We start from the raw sequence: 21,194 nt of genomic DNA, 5'->3' as shown, positions 1-21,194 counted from the left end.
CGTGGAATCCTTGCCCATGCGGGCCGTGAACTGGGAAGCGGAGGCTTCTCCGCTTCCGCGATATACGGTGCGTCGAGCGATTTTCCAGAGGCGAGGGGGAATCTTTTTGGTCACGACATCGTGTGGAGCAGGACCTTCGCCGGTCAGGGATAGCGCACCGGGCTCGACCAGGCCGGGTCGTCATGCTTTTGCCAGTAGAGCGCCATCAAGCGCTTTGTGATCCCGCCTATCTTGCCGTCGGCGACAGCAGCGCCGTCGATCACTGTCACCGGCATGATGCCGCCGGCGGTGGAGGTGATGAAGACTTCGTCGGCTCCCTTCAGTGCGGTGACGCTGACATCGACTGGAGCGGCGACAAGGCCTGCCTCGGCGCAAAGGTCGAAGACGGTGCGCCTGGTGATGCCGGGCAGCACGCCGGCGGCTGGCGTCGACAGCCTGCCGTCCTTGACGCAGAACACGTTGAAGCCGGGGCCTTCGGCGACATTGCCATTGAAGTCGAGAATCAATGCGGTTTCGGCCCCAAGATCATAAGCGTCGTAGAGGCCGCGCACGAGGTCGAGCCAGTGGTAGTTCTTGATCGCCGGATCGATCGAGACCGGCGGAATGCGCACCCTGTCGCTAATGGCGACATGCAGGCCGCGCCGCAACTGCTCGGCATTGGCGACCGAGCCGAAGGGAACTGCGAAGGCCATGAAGCGGTTGACCGCCTGGCGCGGATCGCGGCTGAAGGTCGGCGAGGCGCCGCGTGTGCACAGCATTTCGACATAGGCGGCGCGATGGCCCGACAGCGCCACGCAATTGTGCAGAATCTCGGCCACGCCATCGCGGTCGGACGGGATCGTCATGCGCAGTTTTTGCAAGCCGGCGAAGAAGCGGTCGAGATGCAGGTCGAGTCGGAAGAAGCTCCCGTCCCAGACATGCACGGTGTCGTAGGTGGCGTCGGAATGCAGAAAGCCCCAATCCAGCACCGAGATCTTGGCCTGCGACATCGGCAGATACTGGCCGTCGAGGAAGGCGATGCCGTCGGGATAGGAATGCGGATCGATATGGCGATCCGACAAAGCCGGCAATGGCACAATGCTACCGGCTGCTGCGCTTCGGTTCATGGCGATTGGTCCCCTTGGCTTGATGCGGCAGAGTCAAGCTAGTGGTCCCCTGCAGGCGGCATAGGGCCACCCAACCATCGCTGTTTGTCCTAGGTAGCACATTCGATATGCCCTATGGTCCGGCTTGAAAATATCCGGCCGGGAGGGGCAAAATGGGCAAATCTTTTCGGACCATCAGCTTTGCAATTTTCCTCGTCTTCGTCACTGGCGATGCCTTCGCGCAATGCGCTCGCGAGGGCGAGGCGCTGTGCCAGAACGGCCAGACCTATCGTTGCGAGAAGACGGGCAGCGAACTGACGCCGATCTTTCAGGACGTGCCTTGCGTGGTCAACGCGACGGGGCTCAACGGGATCTGGACCGGCAGCGGCCATCAAAGTCCGGCCGGGGCTGCCGGCGCCGATTGGGCGATCGCCATGACCATCGGCGATGGCGCCGCGTCGATCGACTATCCATCGCTCGGCTGCGGCGGATCGTTGACCCAGATTTCCCGGGACGACAGTTCGGCGGAATACCGGGAAAACATCAGCTACGGCCAGGACAAGTGCATAGACGGTGGCGGCATCACCGTCCGATTTTTCAAAGGGAACCTGTCCTGGACCTGGGTTGGCCAGGCCGACGGCCAGCCCTACAATGCGGTTGCCGTATTGAAGCGACGGTAGCTGAAGTTATTCCTCTTCGTCCTCTGCATCGAGCAGGCGCGTGGCGCGCCAACGGGTCAGCACCATATTTGTTTGCTCGATGACGAAGAACCGCGCCGAGTCGCGGTCATAGCCCTCGGCCAGCAGCTTTTCATAGTCGGTATGGCCGTGCCTGATATGGGCGATCGTCGCCAGCCAGACCGCGATGCCCGGCGGCAGTGTCTTCATGTGCACGGCGCCGGCCTCGGTGCGGATTTTCTCCATATCGGCATAGGGCGCCAGGGGCAGCAGGGCGGTCAGCGCCTTGGCGATGGCGCGGCGGCGGCCGGTGGGCGCGCTCATTTTTCGTCACGCCCGGCAATGGTCGCCTCGGGAAAGGCGTCGGTCGAGGCGAAATAGGGCTTGATGTCGATCACCGGGGTGCCGTCGAGCACATCGATGGCGTCGATGGCGATGCGGCCGTGGTCGATGTCGACGGCGATCAGGCCGGCGATATGCAGCCCGACTGGGTTCGGCCGGGCAGGGGAGCGCAGCGAGAAAACGCCTTTCGGCTCAGCCGCATGGCGGGGTCTCTGGACAATCAGTGCCCGCGGCGCGTGATGCAGCCAGGACAGGATGACGATGTGGCTGGCCCGCTCCAGCGCAAGCAGGCCGTCGCGATAGGCAGGGTCGATGAGAACCGTGGCCGCCTGTCCGGCCTCGCGCGCCGCGCGCATGTTCTTCGGGCAGCTTTCGGGCGTGGTCCACGGCGAGGCGATGCGGCCGATGAACACGATATGGCCATCCGCCGGCATGTCAGCCGGGTCGGCCTGCAGGAGCTTTTCGCCGTCGCGCGTCTCGAACATGGCTTTCGCCCTAGCACAAGTTTCCAGCCGATCGTCAGGGAAAAGCGGTTCTCTCAGGCGGGGATCATGTGTGCGGCATTTTCTTGTCAGGAAGCGACATAGGCCTTGCCATGTCGTCAAAGCTGACATAAACATATGTTTATATCTTTTTCAACGAGAATACGCCAATGCATGTTTCGCTCGATACGATGGTTGATACGTTGAAGGCTGCGGCCGAATTGAGCCGGCTCCGCATCCTGGCGCTGCTGTCGCGCGGCGATCTCACCGTGTCCGACCTCACCGAGATCCTCAGCCAGTCGCAACCGCGGGTGTCGCGGCATTTGAAGCTGCTGCTGGAGGCCGGGTTGATCGGCCGCTACCAGGAGGGCTCCTGGGCCTTCTTCCGGCTGTCGGATACGGATTCCGCGCGCGACTTCGTCATGGGGCTGGTCTCCGGCATTCGCGGCGCCGATCCACAGGTCGAGCGCGATCTCGAGCGGTTGGCATCGGTCAAGCGCAAGCGCCAGGACCGTGCCGCCGAGTATTTCTCCGAGAACGCCGCCAGCTGGGATCACATCCGCTCGCTGCATGTGCCGGACCGCGCGGTGGAAGCCGCACTCCTCAAGCTGGTCGGCAAGCGGCCATTCCAGTCGATGCTAGACCTCGGCACCGGTACCGGGCGGCTGCTGGAGATATTTTCGCCGCTCTACCGGCGCGGTGTCGGCATCGACATGTCGCGCGAAATGCTGACGGTGGCGCGGGCCAATCTCGACAAGGCAGGCATCGCCAATGCCCAGGTCCGCCAAGGCGACATTTTCGCGCCGCCGGTCGAGCGCGACGCCTTCGACCTCGTCACCATCCATCAGGTGCTGCACTATCTGGACGATCCCGCCCGCGCTATCCGCGAGGCGGCAAGGCTGCTGCGCCCGTCGGGCCGGCTGGTGATCGTCGATTTCGCGCCGCATGCACTGGAATTCCTGCGCGACCAGCATGCGCATGTCAGGCTGGGCTTTTCCGACCGCCAGATCTCCGAATGGTTTGCCGATGCCGGGCTCGATCTCGAGGATGCCCAGGAATTCGAGCCGCGCGGCGGCAACGAAGCCAGGCTCACCGTCAAGCTGTGGCTCGGCCGCGACCGCCGCATGCTGATCGCCGAGCCTTCAAATGACACCCAACCCACCAAAGCGTACCCTATGGGGGAAATCGCCTGATGAACCAGTTCCGCTTTTCCCGCCGTCCCGACATTGGCGACAAGGTCCGCGTCTCCTTCGAGTTCTTCCCGCCGAAGACCGACGAGATGGAAGCCAGGCTCTGGGACACCGTCACCAGGCTGGAGCCGCTGAAGCCGAGATTCGTCTCGGTGACATATGGCGCCGGCGGCTCGACGCGGGAGCGCACGGCGCGCACGGTCAAGCGCATCCTGAACGAGACGGCGCTGACGCCGGCGGCGCACATGACCTGCGTCGACGCCGCCCGCCATGAGGTCGATGCCGTGGTCCGCGAATTCGCCGATATGGGCGTGAAGCGCTTCGTTGCGTTGCGCGGCGATCCGGCGGCGGGTGTCGGTACGGCCTACCGGCCGCATCCCGATGGCTATGCCAATGGCGCCGAACTTGTCGGAGCACTGAAGGACGCCGGCGATTTCGACATCTCGGTCTCGGCCTATCCCGAAAAGCATCCGGAAAGCCCCGACTTCGCCACCGACTTCGACATGCTGAAGCGCAAGGCCGACAATGGCGCGACGCGGGCGATCACCCAGTTCTTCTTCGACAACGATCTCTACGAGCGTTATGTCGAGAAGGCGCGCCGTGCCGGCATCTACATCCCGATCGTGCCTGGCATCCTGCCGGTGCACAATTTCACCCAGGTCGCCAATTTCTCGGCGCGCTGCGGCGCGCTGGTGCCGGCATGGCTGGCCGAGCGTTTCGAAGGGCTGCACAACGATCCGCAGACGCATGCGCTCGTGGCGTCTGCCGTGGCGGCTGAGCAGGTGCTCGATCTCGTCGAGCGCGGCGTCAGCGACTTCCATTTCTACACCATGAACCGGGCCGACCTGGTGTTTGCCATCTGCCATATGATCGGCATCCGCTCCCACGAAACAGAGGCAGCTGGATCCGCCGCCGCCTGAGCTTCATCGTGGTATGAAATCTGAAATGCAAAAGGCCGGGCGAAACACCCGGCCTTTCGAATTTGTGGGCTATTGCTGCTGTTCTTCCGCTCCGGCGGTTACGGAAGAACACCTATGATAAGGGCGCCAATGAAGGCAAATGCAGCACAGATCATCAATGCGTTGATTGGCCTCGTAAGTCCCATGTCATAGTCTCCTCTTCAAGAGCTATGGGTGGAGTCTAGGGGCATTTGTGCCACAGGCAAGCGGAAAATATGCTGCAATGCGACGCGATTGTGGAATTTGCGACCTGCCACCTGTCGTTAAGCGTTGAAACTCTTCGGCAAAAGCCGCTGGCAGCCTGTGAATAAATTGTGACGCGGCCGTGGCGAAAGCGAGGCATGGCAGCGCTACCAGACCTAAAGCGCGTCGTTGTCCCAAAACCGCTGCGCACTTTTGGTCGACAGGCATTAGCGCCGACCAAACAACCGCCCGTCGATCGTCACCAGGCCAAGCGCGATCAGTGCCATGCCGCAGAACTCGAACAGAGCGAGCCGCTCGCCGAGGAACAGGAGGCCGAGTAGGATGGCGCTGGCCGGGACGATGAGCGTGACCAGCGAGGCGTTGGTGGCGCCGGCCGAGGCGACGAGGTTGAAATAGAGGATGTAGGCGAAGGCGGTGGAGAGCAGCGCCAGCGCCAGCACCGCCGTCCAGACCGGCGGCGAGGCCGAGAACAGGCCGGCCGGGCCATAGGTGAGCAGCACCACCGGGATCATGATGATGGTCGACGCCGTCAATTGTCCGGTGGCGATGACCGGCGAGGGCACGCCCTTGAAGCGGCGGGCAATCATCAGCGCGACGGCGTAAGACAGCGAGGCGCCGATCAGCGCGAATTTCGCCCAGACCGGGCCGCCGAGCCCGGCCAGCAGGCCGGGGCCGATCATGACAGCGGTGCCGGCGATGCCGAGCCCGATGCCGGCAAGCTTGTTCCAGGAGAGCTTTTCGTCCGCTGTCAGCGCGTTGGCGAGGATCAGCGTCCAGAACGGCGTCGTCGCATTGAGCACCGAGGCGACGCCGGCGCCAAGCGCGGTCTGGCCGGCAAAGATCAGCGAGAACGGGACGACATTGTTGGCGAGCGCCAAAAGGAAAAACAGGCCGGCATGCGGGAAGGCGAGGCGGAAGGACGGACCGCGAATGCCGAGATAGAGCTGAAGTGCGATGGCCGCGATGGCAACGCGAAACAGCACCAGCACCAGCGGGTGCATTTCGGCAACGGCGATGCGGGCAAAGAAGAACGAGCCGCCCCAGATGGCGCCGAGCAGCAGAAGCTGTCCCCAGTCCCTCAGCGTCATCGGTCCGCGCTGCACGGCTGTCGTGGCTATTGCCATCGTGAACGTCCTTCCCCGCGGCATCAATGCCAGCCACTCAGGCAGAAGGCATATCGGGTCCGGCGACAAGAGCCACCCGAAACCTGATTGCTGGCAACAGTGCTGCCAGGAGGGTGCGCCGCTGGGTCAGTGCCCGCCAGACACAGAATTGTTTTCTTTGGCCGCTAGCTTGGATTAATTGTGCGCAGCCGAGAAGTCAGGGGATTCGTCCATGCAGCGATTCGAGAATGCCCGCGAGGCGGCGCTGGCGCTTCGGCCGGACGATCCGGTCTACTGCTTTCGCCCGCAGGTGCTGAAGGCGGATGCCAAACAGTTCATGGGCATGTTTCCCGGCAAGACCGCCTACGCAGTCAAGACCAATGGCGAGCAGATCGTGCTGAAGGCGCTGGTCGAAGCCGGCGTCACCGCCTTCGATGTGGCCTCGCCCGGCGAGTTCGCCGCAGTGCGCGCCGTCTCACCCGACGCCGAGATGCTCTACATGCATCCGGTCAAGGCGCAGTCGGACATCAAGCTTGCGCTGGAAAAATACGCCATCCGGGTCATTTCGCTCGACCATGAGGACGAGATCACCAAGCTGACGCGGGTGGTGCGGGCGCTTGACATCGATCCGGGCTCCATCAGCGTGTTCGTGCGAATCCAGACCAAGGGTTCGGCGGCCTATGAACTGTCGAAGAAATTCGGCGCCGGGCCGGCCTATGCGGTGGAACTCGCCGAGCGGCTCAACCGCACCGGCTACAAGGTCGGCCTGTGCTTCCATGTCGGCAGCCAGATCGAGGATCCCGACACCTATGAACGGGCGCTGGCCTCCGCCGATTGGGTGCGCAACCGGCTGACCTTCGACATTGCGGGGCTCGATGTCGGCGGCGGCTTTCCCGCCGAGTACGGCCATGACCCCAATCGCAAGCAGCTCGAGATGCCGTCGCTCGGCCAGATCATGTCGCGGCTGTCGGGCGACCTGAGGGAATACCAGTTCGACCAGATCCCGTTGGTGGCCGAGCCCGGCCGGGTGATCGTGGCGCGCTGCCTGTCGCTGATCGTGCGGGTGCTGCTGCGCAAGGGCAAGCGGCTCTACATCAATGACGGCATCTGGGCGTCGCTGTCGGATTCTTGGACCGGCAAGATCACACTGCCGGCCCGCTTCATCCCCGATCCGGCGATCCGTTCGCGCAATGGCGAGGAGAAGAACATCGTGCCGTTCAAGGTCTGCGGCGCGACCTGCGATTCCGTCGACATCCTGTCGCGGCCGTTCTGGCTGCCGGAAACCGTCGACACCGGCGACTGGATCGAGATCGGCCATATCGGCGCCTATTCGCTGTCGCTGAGAACCCGCTTCAACGGTTTTTATCCCGACACATTTGTCGAGGTGACGACACCGTTTGACGAAGGCGATGCGCCGCAGGGATTCGCCAGCCTGGAGACGATGGCGGACTAAGCGACCCCGCCACCGGCCTGGATATTCTCGCCGGTCAGCCAGCGGGCCTCGTCGCTGGCCAGGAAGACCGCGACATCGGCAACGTCGCGGGGCGCGCCGATCCTGCCAAATGGAGACATGCCGGCCGCCACGGCGCGATCGCGCTCGGGAAGCAGGTCCGTGTCGGTGAAGCCAGGCGACAGCGCATTCACGGTGATGCCGCGCGGTCCGAGTTCACGCGAGAGCACACGAACGAATTGTTCGACGGCGCCCTTGCTGCCGAGATAGAGCGCCGTTTGCGTGAAGAACATCTTGGTGCCGCCGGTGGAGACCGCGATGATGCGGCCGCCGTTTCGCACACGGCGCGCTGCTTCCTGAAGCACGAAGAACGTGCCCTTGGCATTGGTGCCGAAGACATGGTCGAAATCGGCTTCGGTTGCCTCGGTCAGAGGCTTGATGACGGCGACGCCGACATTGGCAACCACGATGTCGATCGCGCCGAACTCACTCTCAGCCTCGTCAAACAGGCGATGAATATCCGAGACGCTTGATATGTCGGCCTGGACGGCGATCGCCTTTCCTCCCTTGCCGGCGATGGCGGCCACGACCTCGTCAGCGGCTTCGTGGTTGCCGACATAGTTGACGACGACGGCAGCGCCCTTGGAGGCGAGGCCTTCGGCGATGACTCGCCCAATGCCGCGCGAACTGCCGGTGACGAGTGCGGTTTTGCCTTGCAAGGACTTGGGCATGATACGTTTCCTTCAATCATTCAGGCCAGTGCCGGTTTCATCCGACGGGTCCGCTAGTCGAGAAATAGGGCCATGCAACTGATCAGATAATGGCCTATTATCTGACTAGCGTGTTAATCTAGGAATACACAATGCGCGGTTCTGAATTCGCCGAGCTCAAGGCATTCGCCGCAATCGTGGAAGAGCGTAGTTTCGTCCGCGCCGCCGCCCGGCTGCGTGTTTCCCCGCCGGCGCTCAGCCAGTCGATCCGGCAACTGGAGGCTCGCATCGGCGTCAGGTTGCTGAATTGCACGACGCGTAGTGTTTCACCCACTGGTGTCGGCGAGACGCTGTTTGCGCGCCTTGCCGCTGCGTTCGAAGAGCTAGAGGGCGCCGTAGCGGACATTCATGCCGCGCGTGATCGACCGGCGGGTTCGCTACGAATAAACGTGCCGCGTGTTGCCGCGGTGCGGTTCATCGGCCCGATCCTTGGCGACTTCCAACGCGCCTATCCTGATATCGCGCTGACCGTCATCGTCGACGATACGCTGACCGACATTGTTCGAGGACGGTTCGATGCCGGAATCAGGCTTGGCGAGCGGCTGGAGAAGGACATGGTGGCAGTGAAACTGAGCGGGGATTTGCAGATGGCGGCGGTGGCCGCTCCCGTCTATCTCGAAAACCGGGCCATACCGCGCCATCCGCAGGAGTTGCATCAGCACCAATGCATAAAATTCCAGTGGCCTGGTGGCGGCAACCTCTATCGATGGGAGTTCGCGCGCGGCAAACGGTCTCTGGAAATCGCCGTCGAGGGCAGCCTGACTGTCAACGACACCGAGCTGATGCTGAACGCGGCACTGGGTGGAGCAGGCGTTGCCTACATGATCGACTATCAGGTCCAGTCCTGGATCGATGCGGGCAGGCTGATGAGATTTCTAGAGCCCTGGTCGCCCAGCTTTCCAGGCTTCTTCCTGTATCACCCGAGTTCGAGGCACGTCCCCCCGGCTTTGCGGGCATTTATCGACTTCGTCCGGGCAAGGAGTAGGGAATAAGGAACCCAGCTTGGGCAGATTCTACTCACAGTTTCCCCAAAAGCTCCGGCGTCGGCCAGCCGTCTACCGGCATGCCGAGCCGCATCTGTTCCTTGCGGATGGCTTCGCGGGTGTTGGTGCCCAGAATGCCGTCGACGGTGCCGACGTCATAGCCCCTGGCTTCGAGCTTGGTCTGCAATTCCTTCATCTGGTCGCCATTGAGCCCGGTTTCGGGATTGCGCGGGTCGAACTGCTGTGCCCCGGCCAGCCGGCTGGCGAAGTTGGCGGCGGTTAGCGCGTAGGTGAAGGACTGGTTCCATTCGAGATAGACGTCGAAATTGTCGTAGGCGAGGAAGGCCGGACCTTTGCGGCCCATCGGCAGCGCCAGGCCGGCCTTCAGGCCATTGTCGATCAGCGGCGTGCCATCGGGATTGGTGACGCCCCAGGCGGCCCATTGCGACAGCGGCAACTTGTTGGTGCGGCCGGTCTGCTCCCAGGGCATGTCCTCGGGCACGCGCACTTCCTCGATCCAGGGCTGGTCGCGTTTCCAGCCGCGCGACAGCACCTTGTTGGCCGTGGTCATGATCACGTCGGGTACGCTGCGCCTGAGGTCGACGATGCCGTCGCCGTCGCCGTCGACTCCGCGCGCGAGATAATCGGAAGGCAGGATCTGGGTCTGGCCGATCTCGCCGGCCCAGGCGCCGGTGACGTCGGCCGGAACGACGCCGCGATCGATCAGCGTCAACAGCGGCAGCAGTTGCGGCCGAAACAGCTGCGGGCGGCGGCAGTCATGCGACAGCGTCACCAAGGCGCTCAGCGTGTGGAAATCGCCCTGTACGGCGCCGAAATCGGTCTCCAGCCCCCAGAAGGCGGTGATGATCGGCGCCTGGACACCGAACTGCTGGTCGGCGCGCGCAAAGATTTCGGCGTATTTCTTCAGATTGGCCGCGCCCTGCTTCAGCCGGTAGGCCGAGATCATGCGGTTGGAGAACTGAATGAAGGTCTGGGCGAAGACGCCCTGGGCGCGGTCACGCGCGAGCACCTTGTCGTCGATGGTGGCGGCCTCCAGCGCGTTAAGGCCGACAGCGCCGACACCGGCTGCCTTGGCTTCCGCCGCCACGCCTTGCTTCCAGGTTTCGAAGTCGCCGCCGCATTCCTGCGCCGCCGCCGGCATCGCCGTAGCGCCGAGCAGCAGGGCCGCGAGCAGCCCGGAGCGCAGGCGGCTCTTCGACTGTTTCCGGCGGAAATATCCCAGTGGCTGCAGGTAGGTGCGCATGGGACGTCGAAAAGCAGGCGGCAGAGCCGGTGTCAACGGGTGTTCTGCCGCAGCCACTTTTTCCAGGCTGCCTCAGTGCCGTTGAAGACGTTGATATCGGACTTGCCGTTCATGCCGGGCACGATACCGGTTCCGGTGTATTGCCAGAAGGTGAAAGGGTGGCTGCCGTACTTCTGGCGGGGGTGGCCGGCCACCGAGCGCAGCCAGTAGGGATAGCCGCGGAAGGTCGCAAGGTCGTTATCGTCGAAGAAGTCGACCGAGGTGTAGATGATCGGCTTCTTGCCATAGTGCCGCTCGATCATCTCGAGAAAGGTGGTCATTTCGGCCCGCACCGTCGCTGAATCCGGGCGCAGCCGGCAGGTCGGCGATTGCGGGTTCCACTCCATGTCGAGCACCGGCGGCATGGCCGAGCGGTCGACGGGCACGTTCTGGATGAACCAGCGCGCCTGGGTGGCGGCAGGCGTGCAGAAATAGAAGAAATGGTAGGCCGCGCGCGGAATGCCATTGGCCTTGGTGCGCGACCAATGCTCGTTGAAATACTCGTCGAAACGGTCGCCGCCCTCGGTCGCCTTGATGAAGGCGAAGGAGATGCCGCTGGCCTTGGCCGTCGGCCAGTCGACCGAGGTCTGGTATTTGGAGACGTCGGTGCCGTGAACGGCATAGTTCCAAGGCGCGCCGCTATCCCATTCATGCGGCTTGGAGTCTTCGAAACGCGGTGCACGCACGGCAACCGTCGGGCTGCTGGATGGCGACATCGAGGGCACGAGATCGCCGGCGGTCGAGCAGGCGGCCAGCAGCGTCAACGTGATGAGGGCCGCGAAACGGCGCATCGCATTTCCCGAGCCGGAATCAGCCGGTCGCTGTTGGGTTGTCGTTGCAGGTGCCCCTCAGGCGATCGCCCCACAGCATCGCCTGATACGCTATTTTCGTGCATGTCGTTGTTCCAAAACCGCTGCGCACTTTTGGGCGACATGCACCAGTGATCGCCGATCATGGTTGATAACAGGTTGACGGCGCTCGACAAGAACACCGATTTTGCGGAAGCAATGGCGGCAAATCGATGACATAAATCGGGCCGCAAGCCACGGGCAGCGGAAAAGCAGGGACGGAAAGATGCGGATCGCCGTGAAGATCATCAAATGGCTGCTCGGCCTGGTCGTGTTGGCCATAGCCGCCCTGTTTACCTGGCTCTACGTCGCGCCGCCCGAACTGATCCGCGTCGGTTCCGGCTATTCCGCCAAGATTGTCTGCTCGAATGTTTTTATCGCCGGCCGTGATCCCAATGAGGTGCTTGCCATCGACGTGCAGGCGCCCGGCCATCCGCTTCTCAGGCTGATGAAGGTGTCGGTCGACAAGAACAGGGGGACCGTCTCGGCCGGGCTGCTTGGCTTCCTCGGCAAGAGCGTTGCCGTTGCGCGCGCCGGCCTGGGTTGCGCCTCGGTTCCTGATGGCGACGTCGGCAAGGCACGGCGCACGTCAATCCCTGCCGAGGCGTCGGCGGCCACCAAGGGCGATCTGTGGCCCGAGGGAGATCGAGTCGATGCCTCGCAAAATCCCGAAATCAACAAGATCCTCGACGGTGCGGCGATGACCGGCATCGGCATGCGCGCCGTGGTGGTGGTCAAAAATGGCCGCATTGTTGCGGAGCGTTATGGCGACGGCTTTTCGGCGAAAACGCCGCTGCTGGGCTGGTCGATGACCAAGACAGTCAACGCCGCGCTCGTCGGCACGCTGGTCAAGGACGGCAAGATGGCGGTGACCAATCAGGGCCTGTTCGGCTCATGGAAGGCGGACGGCCGCGCCGCCATCAGCCTTGCCGATATGATGGCGATGTCGAGCGGACTCGAGTTCAACGAGGATTATGGCGACGTTGCCGATGTGACGCGCATGCTCTACCTCGAACCGGATATGGCGGGCTTCGCCGAGGCCAAGCCGCTGACCGGCGACGTCGGCAAGGTCTTTTCCTATTCGAGCGGCACGGCGGTGATGCTGTCGCGGCTGTGGCAGGATGCTATCGGCGACAAGGACAAGGCGCTGATGTGGCCAAGGGCAGCGCTGTTCGGGCCGCTCGGCATGCAAAGCGCGGTGCTCGAAACCGACGAGGAGGGTACCTTTGTCGGCTCATCCTACCTCTATGCCACGGGGCATGACTGGGCGCGGTTCGGCCAATTCCTGCTGCAGGGCGGCGTCTGGAACGGCAACCAGATCCTGCCGGCCGGTTTCGTCGACTGGATGCGCGAACCGGCACCGGCCTCGAAAGTCTACGGCAAGGGGCAACTTTGGATCGAAGCCCCGGGGGACGAAGGAAATCCCGGCGCCGGCGTCGCCGCCGGCCTGCCCAACGATACCTACTGGATGGAGGGCCATGACGGCCAGACGGTCGCCATCATCCCGTCGGAGCAACTGGTGGTGGTGCGGCTGGGGTTGACGCCGGCCAAGCTCGGCTACCGGCCGCAGGTGATGGTCGGCGCGCTGATGAAGGCACTGCGCTAGCTCCCTTTACCCTCCCCTTGATGGGGAGGGCGGGCGCGTAGCGCCGGGCGGGGTGCCTGGCACTTCACCCCTACCCGCGCCTTCAGCGCGACCTCCCCCATCGAGGGGGAGGTAAGAGTGCGCGATCTTGACGACCGCCAGCCAGGCATAGCCGCGATAAAGCGCGCGGAAACAGAAGCTTGCGCCGGTTCGCCGAGATTCCGATTCCAAGACTTCGCGCAATGATTCACGTGGGGTGACATGGAATTTCTTGAGCCAGCCGCGCAGCAATGTCCGGAACCAGTTGGGCAAGCCTTCCTGCTGGCCGAAATCGACGACATGCAGCGAGCCGCCGGGCGCGAGTGCCGCAAGGGCTGCCGAAACCGTCTTTTCCCAACCGGGGATCATCGACAGCGAATAGGACACGAAGATGCGGTCGAAGCGCTCGACGCCGAACAGCGTCTTGGCGTCGAAATCGGTGGCGTCGCCGCGCGCCAGCACGGCGCGGCCGGACAGGCCGTCGCGGCCGATCGCCTTGCTCGCCGTCTCCAGCATCTCGGCCGAGATGTCGAGGCCGTAGAGGCGGGCGTCGGGATAGCGGCGGGCGGCAAGCGCGATGTTGCGGCCGGTGCCGCAGCCAAGTTCGAGCACTCTGCCATTCGCCGGCACATCCAGCCCGGCTATCATCTGGTCGCGGCCAAGCAGATAGTATTTGCGGGTCAGGTCGTAGATATGGCGTTGCCAGCGATAGACGCCGTCCATCAGTTCGGCATGGTCGGCCGGCAGCTCGCTCGCGCTCATGCCGCGCGCTTCACATAGAGGTGGAAGCCGCCATAGATGGCCGAGCGGTCGCGGGCCGAACAGTCGCGCGAGGCCTCGTCCTCGTAGGTCCACTGGTCGAGCAGCGAGATCGAGACGCGGCCCGGCAGCAGGCTGGGCTCGGCGGCGGTACGGAAGATGACTCGGGCGCCGACCGAGGCGGTGCGGGTGATCTCCGACCAAAGGGCATTGAGCTGGTCGTTCGTCATCCAGTCCTGCGCGTCGAGCAGGACGAAACGATCGACGGTGCTTGCGTCCTTGCCGGCCAGAAATTCGATCAGATTGGCGTGGTGGATGCCGACGCGATCGACATTGTTGCGGATCGCCTTGTAGTTGGCCTCTTCTAGATAGGCGGGCAGGGCGGCCTCACCCGGATTGGGATAGCGACGGGCGAAGGCTTGCCAAGCGAAGTAGTTGTTCTTCAGCGGAAAATCGCAAGCGAGCTTTTCCAGCCGGGCCTTCAGCACGCTGGCCATCGAACCATCGCCCGAGGTGATCAGCGAATCGTACTGCGCCGGCGGAATGCCGAGGCCGAACAGCGAAGCCTTGCGCGAGGTAGCCCAGCGCAACAGCTTCTTGTCGAAGACCGGCGCCAGCTCTTCGTTGAAGAAGCGGCGCTGGTCGGCGAGGCTCTTCGACGCCATGATACCGGCGGGATCGACGCCGAAGAATTTGGCGATGCGGTGGCCCATGGCGATGAACAGGCCGAGCAGGCCGGTCTGGTAGAAATTGCGGTCGAAGACGGTGATGCGCCGGCGGCCGGGCCAGCTGCGACGCTCCCAATAGTGGCGGCTGACCGGGTCGAGATGCGGCGCGATGAAGCGGTCATAGGCTTGCGAATTGTGGCTGGTGCCGGCGGCGCCGAAGAAACGGAACAGATCGCCCTGCGAGGGCAGATGCCGCACCGCCTCCAGCTTCATCCGGTTCAAGGCGATGTGGGCGGCGTTGAGGTCGACCGCATCGACGCGTTCAGGCGAGCGGGTGAGGTAGGCGAGGATGTTGCAGCCGCCCGACGCTATGGTGACGACGCGGTGACCCTGGCCAAGCTGCATGGCCTCCATGTCGACTTCAGGGTCTTCCCAGATCTGCGGATAGACGAGACCGGAAAACAAGAGGGCGAACAGCCGCTCCGAGATGCCGGCCTTCGACAGCGGGCGGTTCTGGTAGACGGCTTTTCCAACTTCCTTGCCGCGGCGAAAAACGAGATCCGAGGAGACGTCCGTCATGGCAAAGTGATTCCCCATTTGCTTTGCCGCAAGCGGGTAACTCAGGGGCATGACAGGCGGGTGACAGCCTGTTGACGCGAGTTCAGGCCTTGCCAAATCCCCCGGGTGTCGGCGTCGTCAGGATGACGGCGTCGCCGGCGTCGAGCACGGTCTGGTCGCAGGCCTTCAGCGTCTCGACGCTGCCGTCCTGGCGGCGGACCTTGGTCGAGCCGACCTCGCCGTCACCGCCGCCGTCGAGGCCTTGCGGCGGGCGGTTGCGGTGCGAGGACAGGATGGCGCATTCCATCTTTTCGAGGAAACGGATGGTGCGCCTGGTGCCGTCACCGGCATCCCATTTGCCTTTGCCGCCGGAGCCTTCGCGAATGTGAAAATCCTCGAGCAGCACGGGAAAGCGCAATTCCAGCACCTCCGGGTCGGTCAGGCGCGAATTGGTCATGTGGGTGTGGACGCCGGATGTGCCGGCAAAGCCGCGGCCGGAGTTCATCCGGCCTGCCGGCGAACCGGAGCAGATGGTCTCGTAATACTGGTACTGCTTGTTGCCGAAGGTCAGGTTGTTCATCGTGCCTTGCGCATTGGCCATGGCGCCCATGGCTCCGAACAGCGCGTTGGTGACATGCTGCGAGGTCTCGACATTGCCGGCGACGACTGCTGCGGGGTAGGCCGGCTTCAGCATCGAGCCGTCGGGGATGATGATGTTGGTGGGCCTGAGGCACCCGGCATTCATCGGGATCATGTCCTCGACCATGACGCGGAAGGCATAGAGCACGGCGGCGCGGGCGACGGGCTCGGGCGCGTTGAAATTGTTCTTCATGACAGGCGAGGTGCCGGTGAAGTCGACGGTCGCTTCGCTCTTTTGCCGGTCGACCGTGATCTTCACCTTGATCACCTGGCCGGTGTCGGTCGGGTATTCATACTGCGAGCTGTTAGGCAGCCTTTCCAGCACGCGGCGCACGCTTTCGGCGGCATTGTCCTGGACATGGCCCATATAGGCCTCGACGACATCGAGGCCGAAATGGGAGACCATTTTGCGCAGTTCCGCCACGCCCTTTTCATTGGCGGCGATCTGCGCCTTTAGGTCGGCGATGTTCTGGTGCGGGTTGCGGGCGGGGTAGGGGTGGTCGGTGAGCAGCGTTTGCAGCTCCGCCTCGCGGAATTTTCCGCGATCGACGACGCGGAAATTGTCGAACAGCACGCCTTCCTCGTCGACCGTGGTGGCAAGCGGCGTCATCGAGCCGGGGGCAGTGCCGCCGATATCGGCATGATGGCCGCGTGAGGCTACGTAGAAGATTACTTCCTCCCCCCTTGAGGGGGAGGTGGCGGCGGAGCCGCCGGAGGGGGTCGTTGCGGCAGTGCTCGACGCTCTTGTGGTGCCTTCTGAGAGGACCCCACCCGGCCGCTGCGCGGCCACCCTCCCCTCAAGGGGGAGGGAAAACACCGGCGTCACCACGGTGATGTCGGGCAGATGCGTGCCGCCATTGTAAGGTGCGTTCAGCGCAAAGACGTCGCCGGGGTGGATGTCGCCGGAGTTCAGCCGGATGATGGTTTCGACCGAGCGATCCATTGAGCCGAGATGCACCGGCATGTGCGGCGCGTTGGCGACCAGCGCGCCGTGGCGGTCGAAGACGGCGCAGGAGAAATCCAGCCTTTCCTTGATGTTGACGGAATAGGCGGTGTTCTGCAGCGTAACGCCCATCTGTTCGGCGATCGACATGAAGAGGTTGTTGAAGACCTCCAGCATCACCGGATCGGCTTCGGTACCGAGGGCAGCCGTGCGAACTTTCCGTTCGGTGCGGCGGATGACGACGTGATTGAGGTTGGTGATTTCGGCCCGCCAGCCCGGCTCGACGACGATGGTCTGGTTCGGCTCGATGATCAAAGCGGGGCCTGCGATCAGGTTGGATGGGCGCAGATTTTCGCGACGATGGATGCCGGCCTCATGCCAGCGGCCCTCGGTGTAGATGCGCCGCGTTCCGGACGCACCCGCTTCAACCCTTGCCGGTCCGGCGGGCGCAACGGCTTCGGCCGTGGTCTCGACGATCTCGGCGCCTTCCACGCCAACGGTCTCGACGATCATCGGCTTGTCATCATAGACGAACCCGAACTGCGCCTTGTGGGCGATTTCGAAATCGCGCCTGGCCTGGAAGATCGAGTCGCCTTCGAAATTCACCGGCAGCGTGGTGTCGGTGCCGTCATAGCGGATGTGCAGCACCGGCTTTGCCGCAATCTTGTCCTCGGCGATGCCTTGCGCTACCAATTCGGCGATGACGGCTTTTTTCAACGTGCCGATGAGGCTGCCCATCTGGGTCCTGGATTCTTCGGCAAGCGGCTTCAGGAGCGCCTGCTGGCGCGACGCGAAAACCGACGACAGGCCGATACCATAGGCTGAGAGCAGACCGGAGAAGGGGTGGATCAGTACCGCCTCCATGCCGAGCGCGTCGGCAACCAGGCAGGCATGCTGGCCGCCGGCGCCGCCAAAACAGTTCAAGAGATATTCAGTGACGTCATAGCCGCGCTGCACGGAGATCTTCTTGATGGCATTGGCCATGTTTTCCACCGCGATGGTGACGAAGCCTTCGGCGACGGCTTCCGGCGTGCGGCCATCGCCGATTTCGACGGCCAGCGCAGCGAATTTTTTGCGCACGGCGGCCACATCGAGCGGCTGGTCCTGGCCTGGGCCGAAAATTGCCGGGAAGAAATCGGGCTGCAGCTTGCCCAGCATGACATTGGCGTCGGTGACGGCCAGCGGGCCGCCGCGCCGGTAGGCGGCGGGGCCAGGATTGGCGCCGGCGGAATCCGGGCCGGCGCGGAAACGGCCGGCTTCGTAGTGCAGGATCGAGCCGCCGCCGGCAGCGACGGTATGGATGCGCATCATCGGCGCACGGATGCGCACGCCGGCGACCTCGGTGTCGAAGGCGCGCTCATACTCGCCGTCATAATGGGCGACGTCGGTCGAGGTGCCGCCCATGTCGAAACCGATGACTTTCTCGAATCCGGCGAGTTTCGCCGTCTCGACCATGCCGACGACACCGCCGGCCGGGCCGGACAGCAGCGCGTCCTTGCCCTGAAACATGTCGGCGGCGGTAAGCCCGCCCGACGACATCATGAACATCAGGCGAGGGTTCTCCCTCCCCCTCGAGGGGAGGGTGGCGGCGAAGCCGCCGGGTGGGGTCGCCGCGGCAGTGCTCGACGCTTTGGTGGTGCCTCCTGAGAGAACCCCCTCTGTCGGCTTTGCCGACTGCCCTTCGCTATGGCTCCGGGCGTTCGTCGCTGAAAAAGCCAAATCGTTGGCTTTTTCTCGGCCTTTGGCCGACCGCTCCTCACCCCCCACAAGTGGGGAGATTGGCGTCGCGCCCAGTTCTCCCGCCACCCTTTGCACATAGCGCGACAGGATCGGCGACAGATAGGCATCGACCACGGTGGTGTCGCCGCGGCCGACCAGTTTGATCAGCGGCGAGACTTCATGGCTGACCGAGACTTGGCTGAACCCGATCTTGCGGCAGACTTTCGCCACCGCCTTCTCGTGGTCGGGATATTTCCAGGCATGCATGAAGACGATGGCCACCGCATCGATGCCGTCGGCCTTCGCCTGTTCGATGGCGGGCCGGCAGGCGGCGATGTCGAGCAAGCGCTCGACCTCGCCATTGGCGCGCACACGCTCGTCGATCTCGATGACTCGCTCGTAGAGCTGTTCGGGAAGGATGATCTCCTTGGCGAAGATGTCCGGCCGCGCCTGATAGGCGATCTTCAGCGCGTCGCGAAAGCCCTTGGTGATGAGCAAAAGCACACGGTCGCCCTTGCGCTCCAGCAGCGCATTCGTGGCAACGGTGGTACCCATCTTGACGTCACCGACTAGGCCCGGAGGAATAGCGGTGCCGGATTTCAGCCCCAGAAGCTCGCGGATGCCGGCTATGGCCGCGTCGGGATAGGCTTCGGGATTTTCCGACAGGAATTTCCTGGGATGCAAACCGCCTTGCGGATCACGTCCGATCACGTCGGTAAAGGTGCCGCCGCGGTCGATCCAAAAATCCCATTTCTTGTCCACGCAGAACTCCGGCATTGCATTTGGGTCCAGACTGTTAGTTCGGCATCGCCCGGCCCGCAATCGGTAGTGCGCGGATGTTACATCAGGAAACGCAACGTTACGAAACTCATGGCCGTTTGATGCATTTTGCCTTCGACCGTTCACCGCAACGTGAGCGTGTGTTGAAGGAGAGATGTCATGAAAAAGCTCATTCTTGCTTCCGTTTCCGCCCTGGCCCTGTTCGGCGTTGCCGCCTGCAGCGACAGCGGTACGGATAACACCACCACCCAGAGCACCAATCCGCCAGCCGCCGAGCCCATGAAGCCGGCGACGCCGGATGCACCGAAGCCTGCAGAACCGGCTCCGGCAACACCTGCTCCTGCCCCCGCGCAGTAGCAGCAGTCCCGGTCACTTTGACGTGACGAGAGAGGAGGCCGGCTTCGCGCCGGCCTTCCTGCGTTTAGGTCGATTCGGGGCTCAAGGGCCTTGAACCGGCTCTTTCCTACGGTTTGGGATCTGGCGCGTCGGCTGCTTGCGTAAATTCGGTCCACTCTGCGGCGCTGTCTTGGCTTGATAGCAATGGCCGGCGGCCCTAATAAGCGCTCATGTCGATTTGGGATCGCCTCGGCGACTTCATCACCCGCGTTTCATCTTCAGCCACGTCCGGCGCAGCCGATGTGGTTGAGGCCGTGCGCACGGTTTTCTCCGGTGACGCTGATCTGCGCCGGCGTGTCGCCTTCTCTGTGGCGATGATTGCGCTGTCAGCCAAGATGGCCAAGGCCGATGGCATCGTCACCCAGGACGAGGTTCGCGCGTTCCAGGAAATATTCGAGGTGCCGCGAGAACAGACCCGCAATGTGGCGCGGCTTTACGATCTGGCCAAGCGCGACGTCGCCGGGTTCGAGACCTATGCCGAGAGTATGGCGCAGATGTGCGGCTCGGGCCATTCGAACTGCGTCATGCTGGAAGACATACTCGACGGTCTGTTCCATATCGCCAAGGCGGACGGGCTGGTGCATGAGCGCGAAGGGATTTTCCTGCACCGTATTGCCGAGATTTTCCGCATCGACGAGGTGCACTACGAGGCCATTATGGCCAGGCACGTCAATCTCGGGGCCGGCGATCCCTATATCGTGCTCGGCATTGAGCGCGGCAAGCCGTTCGAGGAGGTCAGGAAGCGGTACCGCAAGCTGGTCTCCGACAATCATCCGGACCGGCTGATCGCGCGCGGCCTGCCGCAGGAATTCATCAAGATTGCAACGACCAGAGTCGCGGCGATCAACGCGGCCTATGAAATGATCGAGCGGGGCCTCAGGCACGCATGACCGGCTTCTCGCCCGACGAGCCAAGCGCGGAGGTCAGGGTATCGCCGAATTTCGGCCCGCGGCGCGAAACGCTCAGGCCCGACATGATCGTGCTGCACTATACCGGCATGGCGACGGGTGCTGCCGCGGAAGCCTGGCTGTGCGACCCCGCAAGCGAAGTCTCGTCCCACTACCTCGTCCATGAGAACGGTCGCATCATCCAGATGGTGCGCGAAAGCGACCGCGCCTGGCACGCCGGTGCAAGTTCCTGGTTCGGTCGTCGCGACATCAACTCCTGTTCGGTCGGCATCGAAATCGTCAATCCCGGCCATTCGCTCGGCTATTCGGCCTTTCCCAAGCGGCAGGTGGAAGCGGTGATCGGTCTTTGCCTTGGTGTCATCGAACGCCATTCCATTACGGCGCAAAGGGTGCTTGCCCATTCCGACATCGCGCCGGGGCGCAAGATCGACCCGGGCGAGAAATTCCCCTGGAAGGCGCTGTTTGCGGCCGGGGTCGGCCATCTCGTGCCTGCGGCGCCGGTCCGGCGCGGCGCGGTGCTGAAAGCCGGCGATACCGGCGCCGAGGTCGAGGCACTGCAGTCGATGCTGGCGCTCTATGGCTATGGCGTCGAGATATCAGGTGTCTTCGACCGCCAGACCGAAATCGTCGTCGAAGCTTTTCAGCGGCATTTCCGACCACGCCTGGTGGATGGAGTCGCCGACGGCTCTACGTCTAGCACGCTGCAAAGCCTGCTGACTTCCCTTAGGTCAGTTGCGTCTAAATAATCTTTTCCTGATATCCAAGTTACAGCTTGTCACTGAAAGTGAATTGCCTCGCCTTGTT

General features: G+C 63.3%; 18 protein-coding genes and 1 pseudogene. 9 read left to right on the top strand and 10 right to left on the bottom strand.

Features of this window, described 5'->3' with window-relative positions:
- Positions 1 to 143: 143 nt before the first annotated feature.
- Entirely contained in the window at positions 144 to 1,106 is a 963-nt protein-coding gene (locus AC3EML_RS24845; RefSeq protein ID WP_352522200.1) for an aminotransferase class IV, read from the bottom strand.
- 152 nt (positions 1,107 to 1,258) lie between these two features.
- Here AC3EML_RS24845 and AC3EML_RS24840 point away from each other — a divergent pair, with 152 nt between their 5' ends.
- Positions 1,259 to 1,765: a hypothetical protein gene (locus AC3EML_RS24840; protein WP_352522201.1), complete on the top strand. Its 507-nt coding sequence runs from the start codon at positions 1,259 to 1,261 to the stop codon at positions 1,763 to 1,765.
- Between the two features lie 6 nt (positions 1,766 to 1,771).
- Here the strand turns inward: AC3EML_RS24840 and AC3EML_RS24835 are convergent, their stop codons facing one another.
- Positions 1,772 to 2,086: a DUF2293 domain-containing protein gene (locus tag AC3EML_RS24835; protein ID WP_023668245.1), complete on the bottom strand. Its 315-nt coding sequence runs from the start codon at positions 2,084 to 2,086 to the stop codon at positions 1,772 to 1,774.
- Positions 2,083 to 2,589, bottom strand: a complete 507-nt coding sequence (gene tsaA, locus AC3EML_RS24830) for a tRNA (N6-threonylcarbamoyladenosine(37)-N6)-methyltransferase TrmO (protein WP_352522202.1) — start codon at positions 2,587 to 2,589, stop codon at positions 2,083 to 2,085. The genes AC3EML_RS24835 and tsaA overlap by 4 nt, the downstream gene beginning before the upstream one ends.
- A gap of 167 nt (positions 2,590 to 2,756) precedes the next feature.
- On the opposite strand from tsaA, the gene AC3EML_RS24825 reads away from it, so the two are divergent.
- Complete coding sequence (locus AC3EML_RS24825; RefSeq protein ID WP_488505335.1) at positions 2,757 to 3,779, top strand: ArsR/SmtB family transcription factor; 1,023 nt, start codon at positions 2,757 to 2,759, stop codon at positions 3,777 to 3,779.
- Positions 3,779 to 4,696 (top strand): methylenetetrahydrofolate reductase [NAD(P)H], encoded by a 918-nt coding sequence (metF, locus tag AC3EML_RS24820; RefSeq protein ID WP_023690856.1) that lies wholly within the window; start codon positions 3,779 to 3,781, stop codon positions 4,694 to 4,696. The genes AC3EML_RS24825 and metF overlap by 1 nt, the downstream gene beginning before the upstream one ends.
- Before the next feature lie 449 nt (positions 4,697 to 5,145).
- Here metF and AC3EML_RS24815 read toward each other — a convergent pair whose 3' ends face one another.
- A complete protein-coding gene (locus AC3EML_RS24815) occupies positions 5,146 to 6,063 on the bottom strand; it encodes a DMT family transporter (protein WP_023682155.1) in 918 nt (305 codons plus the stop codon).
- A 211-nt stretch (positions 6,064 to 6,274) separates the two neighbouring features.
- Here AC3EML_RS24815 and AC3EML_RS24810 point away from each other — a divergent pair, with 211 nt between their 5' ends.
- Complete coding sequence (locus tag AC3EML_RS24810) at positions 6,275 to 7,495, top strand: alanine racemase (protein ID WP_023697033.1); 1,221 nt, start codon at positions 6,275 to 6,277, stop codon at positions 7,493 to 7,495.
- Here AC3EML_RS24810 and AC3EML_RS24805 read toward each other — a convergent pair.
- On the bottom strand, positions 7,492 to 8,223 hold the full coding sequence (locus tag AC3EML_RS24805; protein ID WP_023712423.1) for an SDR family oxidoreductase: 732 nt from the start codon (positions 8,221 to 8,223) through the stop codon (positions 7,492 to 7,494). The genes AC3EML_RS24810 and AC3EML_RS24805 overlap by 4 nt on opposite strands.
- 131 nt (positions 8,224 to 8,354) lie before the next feature.
- On the opposite strand from AC3EML_RS24805, the gene AC3EML_RS24800 reads away from it, so the two are divergent.
- Positions 8,355 to 9,254: a LysR family transcriptional regulator gene (locus tag AC3EML_RS24800; protein WP_488505334.1), complete on the top strand. Its 900-nt coding sequence runs from the start codon at positions 8,355 to 8,357 to the stop codon at positions 9,252 to 9,254.
- 25 nt (positions 9,255 to 9,279) lie between these two features.
- Here AC3EML_RS24800 and AC3EML_RS24795 read toward each other — a convergent pair whose 3' ends face one another.
- The gene (locus AC3EML_RS24795) at positions 9,280 to 10,509 is read right to left on the bottom strand and encodes a lytic murein transglycosylase (RefSeq protein ID WP_352522204.1); all 1,230 of its coding nucleotides are present in this window, start codon (positions 10,507 to 10,509) and stop codon (positions 9,280 to 9,282) included.
- A 32-nt stretch (positions 10,510 to 10,541) separates the two neighbouring features.
- Positions 10,542 to 11,339 carry a glycoside hydrolase family 25 protein gene (locus AC3EML_RS24790; protein WP_023682151.1) on the bottom strand — a complete coding sequence of 266 codons (798 nt, stop codon included), beginning with the start codon at positions 11,337 to 11,339 and terminating at the stop codon, positions 10,542 to 10,544.
- A gap of 283 nt (positions 11,340 to 11,622) precedes the next feature.
- On the opposite strand from AC3EML_RS24790, the gene AC3EML_RS24785 reads away from it, so the two are divergent.
- Positions 11,623 to 13,002: a serine hydrolase domain-containing protein gene (locus tag AC3EML_RS24785; protein WP_023690860.1), complete on the top strand. Its 1,380-nt coding sequence runs from the start codon at positions 11,623 to 11,625 to the stop codon at positions 13,000 to 13,002.
- Between the two features lie 123 nt (positions 13,003 to 13,125).
- Here the strand turns inward: AC3EML_RS24785 and AC3EML_RS24780 are convergent.
- The 3 genes and pseudogenes from AC3EML_RS24780 to AC3EML_RS24770 form a co-directional block, all read right to left on the bottom strand.
- A pseudogene (locus tag AC3EML_RS24780) lies at positions 13,126 to 13,782 on the bottom strand (class I SAM-dependent methyltransferase); the annotation flags it as partial.
- Positions 13,779 to 15,077: a BtaA family protein gene (locus tag AC3EML_RS24775; protein ID WP_031201832.1), complete on the bottom strand. Its 1,299-nt coding sequence runs from the start codon at positions 15,075 to 15,077 to the stop codon at positions 13,779 to 13,781. The gene AC3EML_RS24775 and the pseudogene AC3EML_RS24780, both read right to left, overlap by 4 nt.
- A gap of 31 nt (positions 15,078 to 15,108) precedes the next feature.
- Entirely contained in the window at positions 15,109 to 19,068 is a 3,960-nt protein-coding gene (locus AC3EML_RS24770; RefSeq protein ID WP_352522205.1) for a hydantoinase B/oxoprolinase family protein, read from the bottom strand.
- 177 nt (positions 19,069 to 19,245) lie between these two features.
- Between AC3EML_RS24770 and AC3EML_RS24765 the strand changes: the two genes are divergently transcribed.
- The 3 genes from AC3EML_RS24765 to AC3EML_RS24755 all read left to right on the top strand — a co-directional run bounded on the left by AC3EML_RS24765 (position 19,246) and on the right by AC3EML_RS24755 (position 21,136).
- Positions 19,246 to 19,443, top strand: a complete 198-nt coding sequence (locus AC3EML_RS24765) for a hypothetical protein (RefSeq protein ID WP_023668260.1) — start codon at positions 19,246 to 19,248, stop codon at positions 19,441 to 19,443.
- 209 nt (positions 19,444 to 19,652) lie between these two features.
- Positions 19,653 to 20,372, top strand: a complete 720-nt coding sequence (locus AC3EML_RS24760) for a TerB family tellurite resistance protein (RefSeq protein WP_352522206.1) — start codon at positions 19,653 to 19,655, stop codon at positions 20,370 to 20,372.
- Complete coding sequence (locus tag AC3EML_RS24755; protein WP_023668262.1) at positions 20,369 to 21,136, top strand: N-acetylmuramoyl-L-alanine amidase; 768 nt, start codon at positions 20,369 to 20,371, stop codon at positions 21,134 to 21,136. The genes AC3EML_RS24760 and AC3EML_RS24755 overlap by 4 nt, the downstream gene beginning before the upstream one ends.
- The last annotated feature ends 58 nt before the right edge of the window (positions 21,137 to 21,194 follow it).

The organism is Mesorhizobium sp. P170090, from assembly GCF_057786115.1.
The sequence above is the reverse complement of the archived record's forward strand: the minus strand, read 5'-3'. Positions and strand labels throughout refer to the sequence as shown.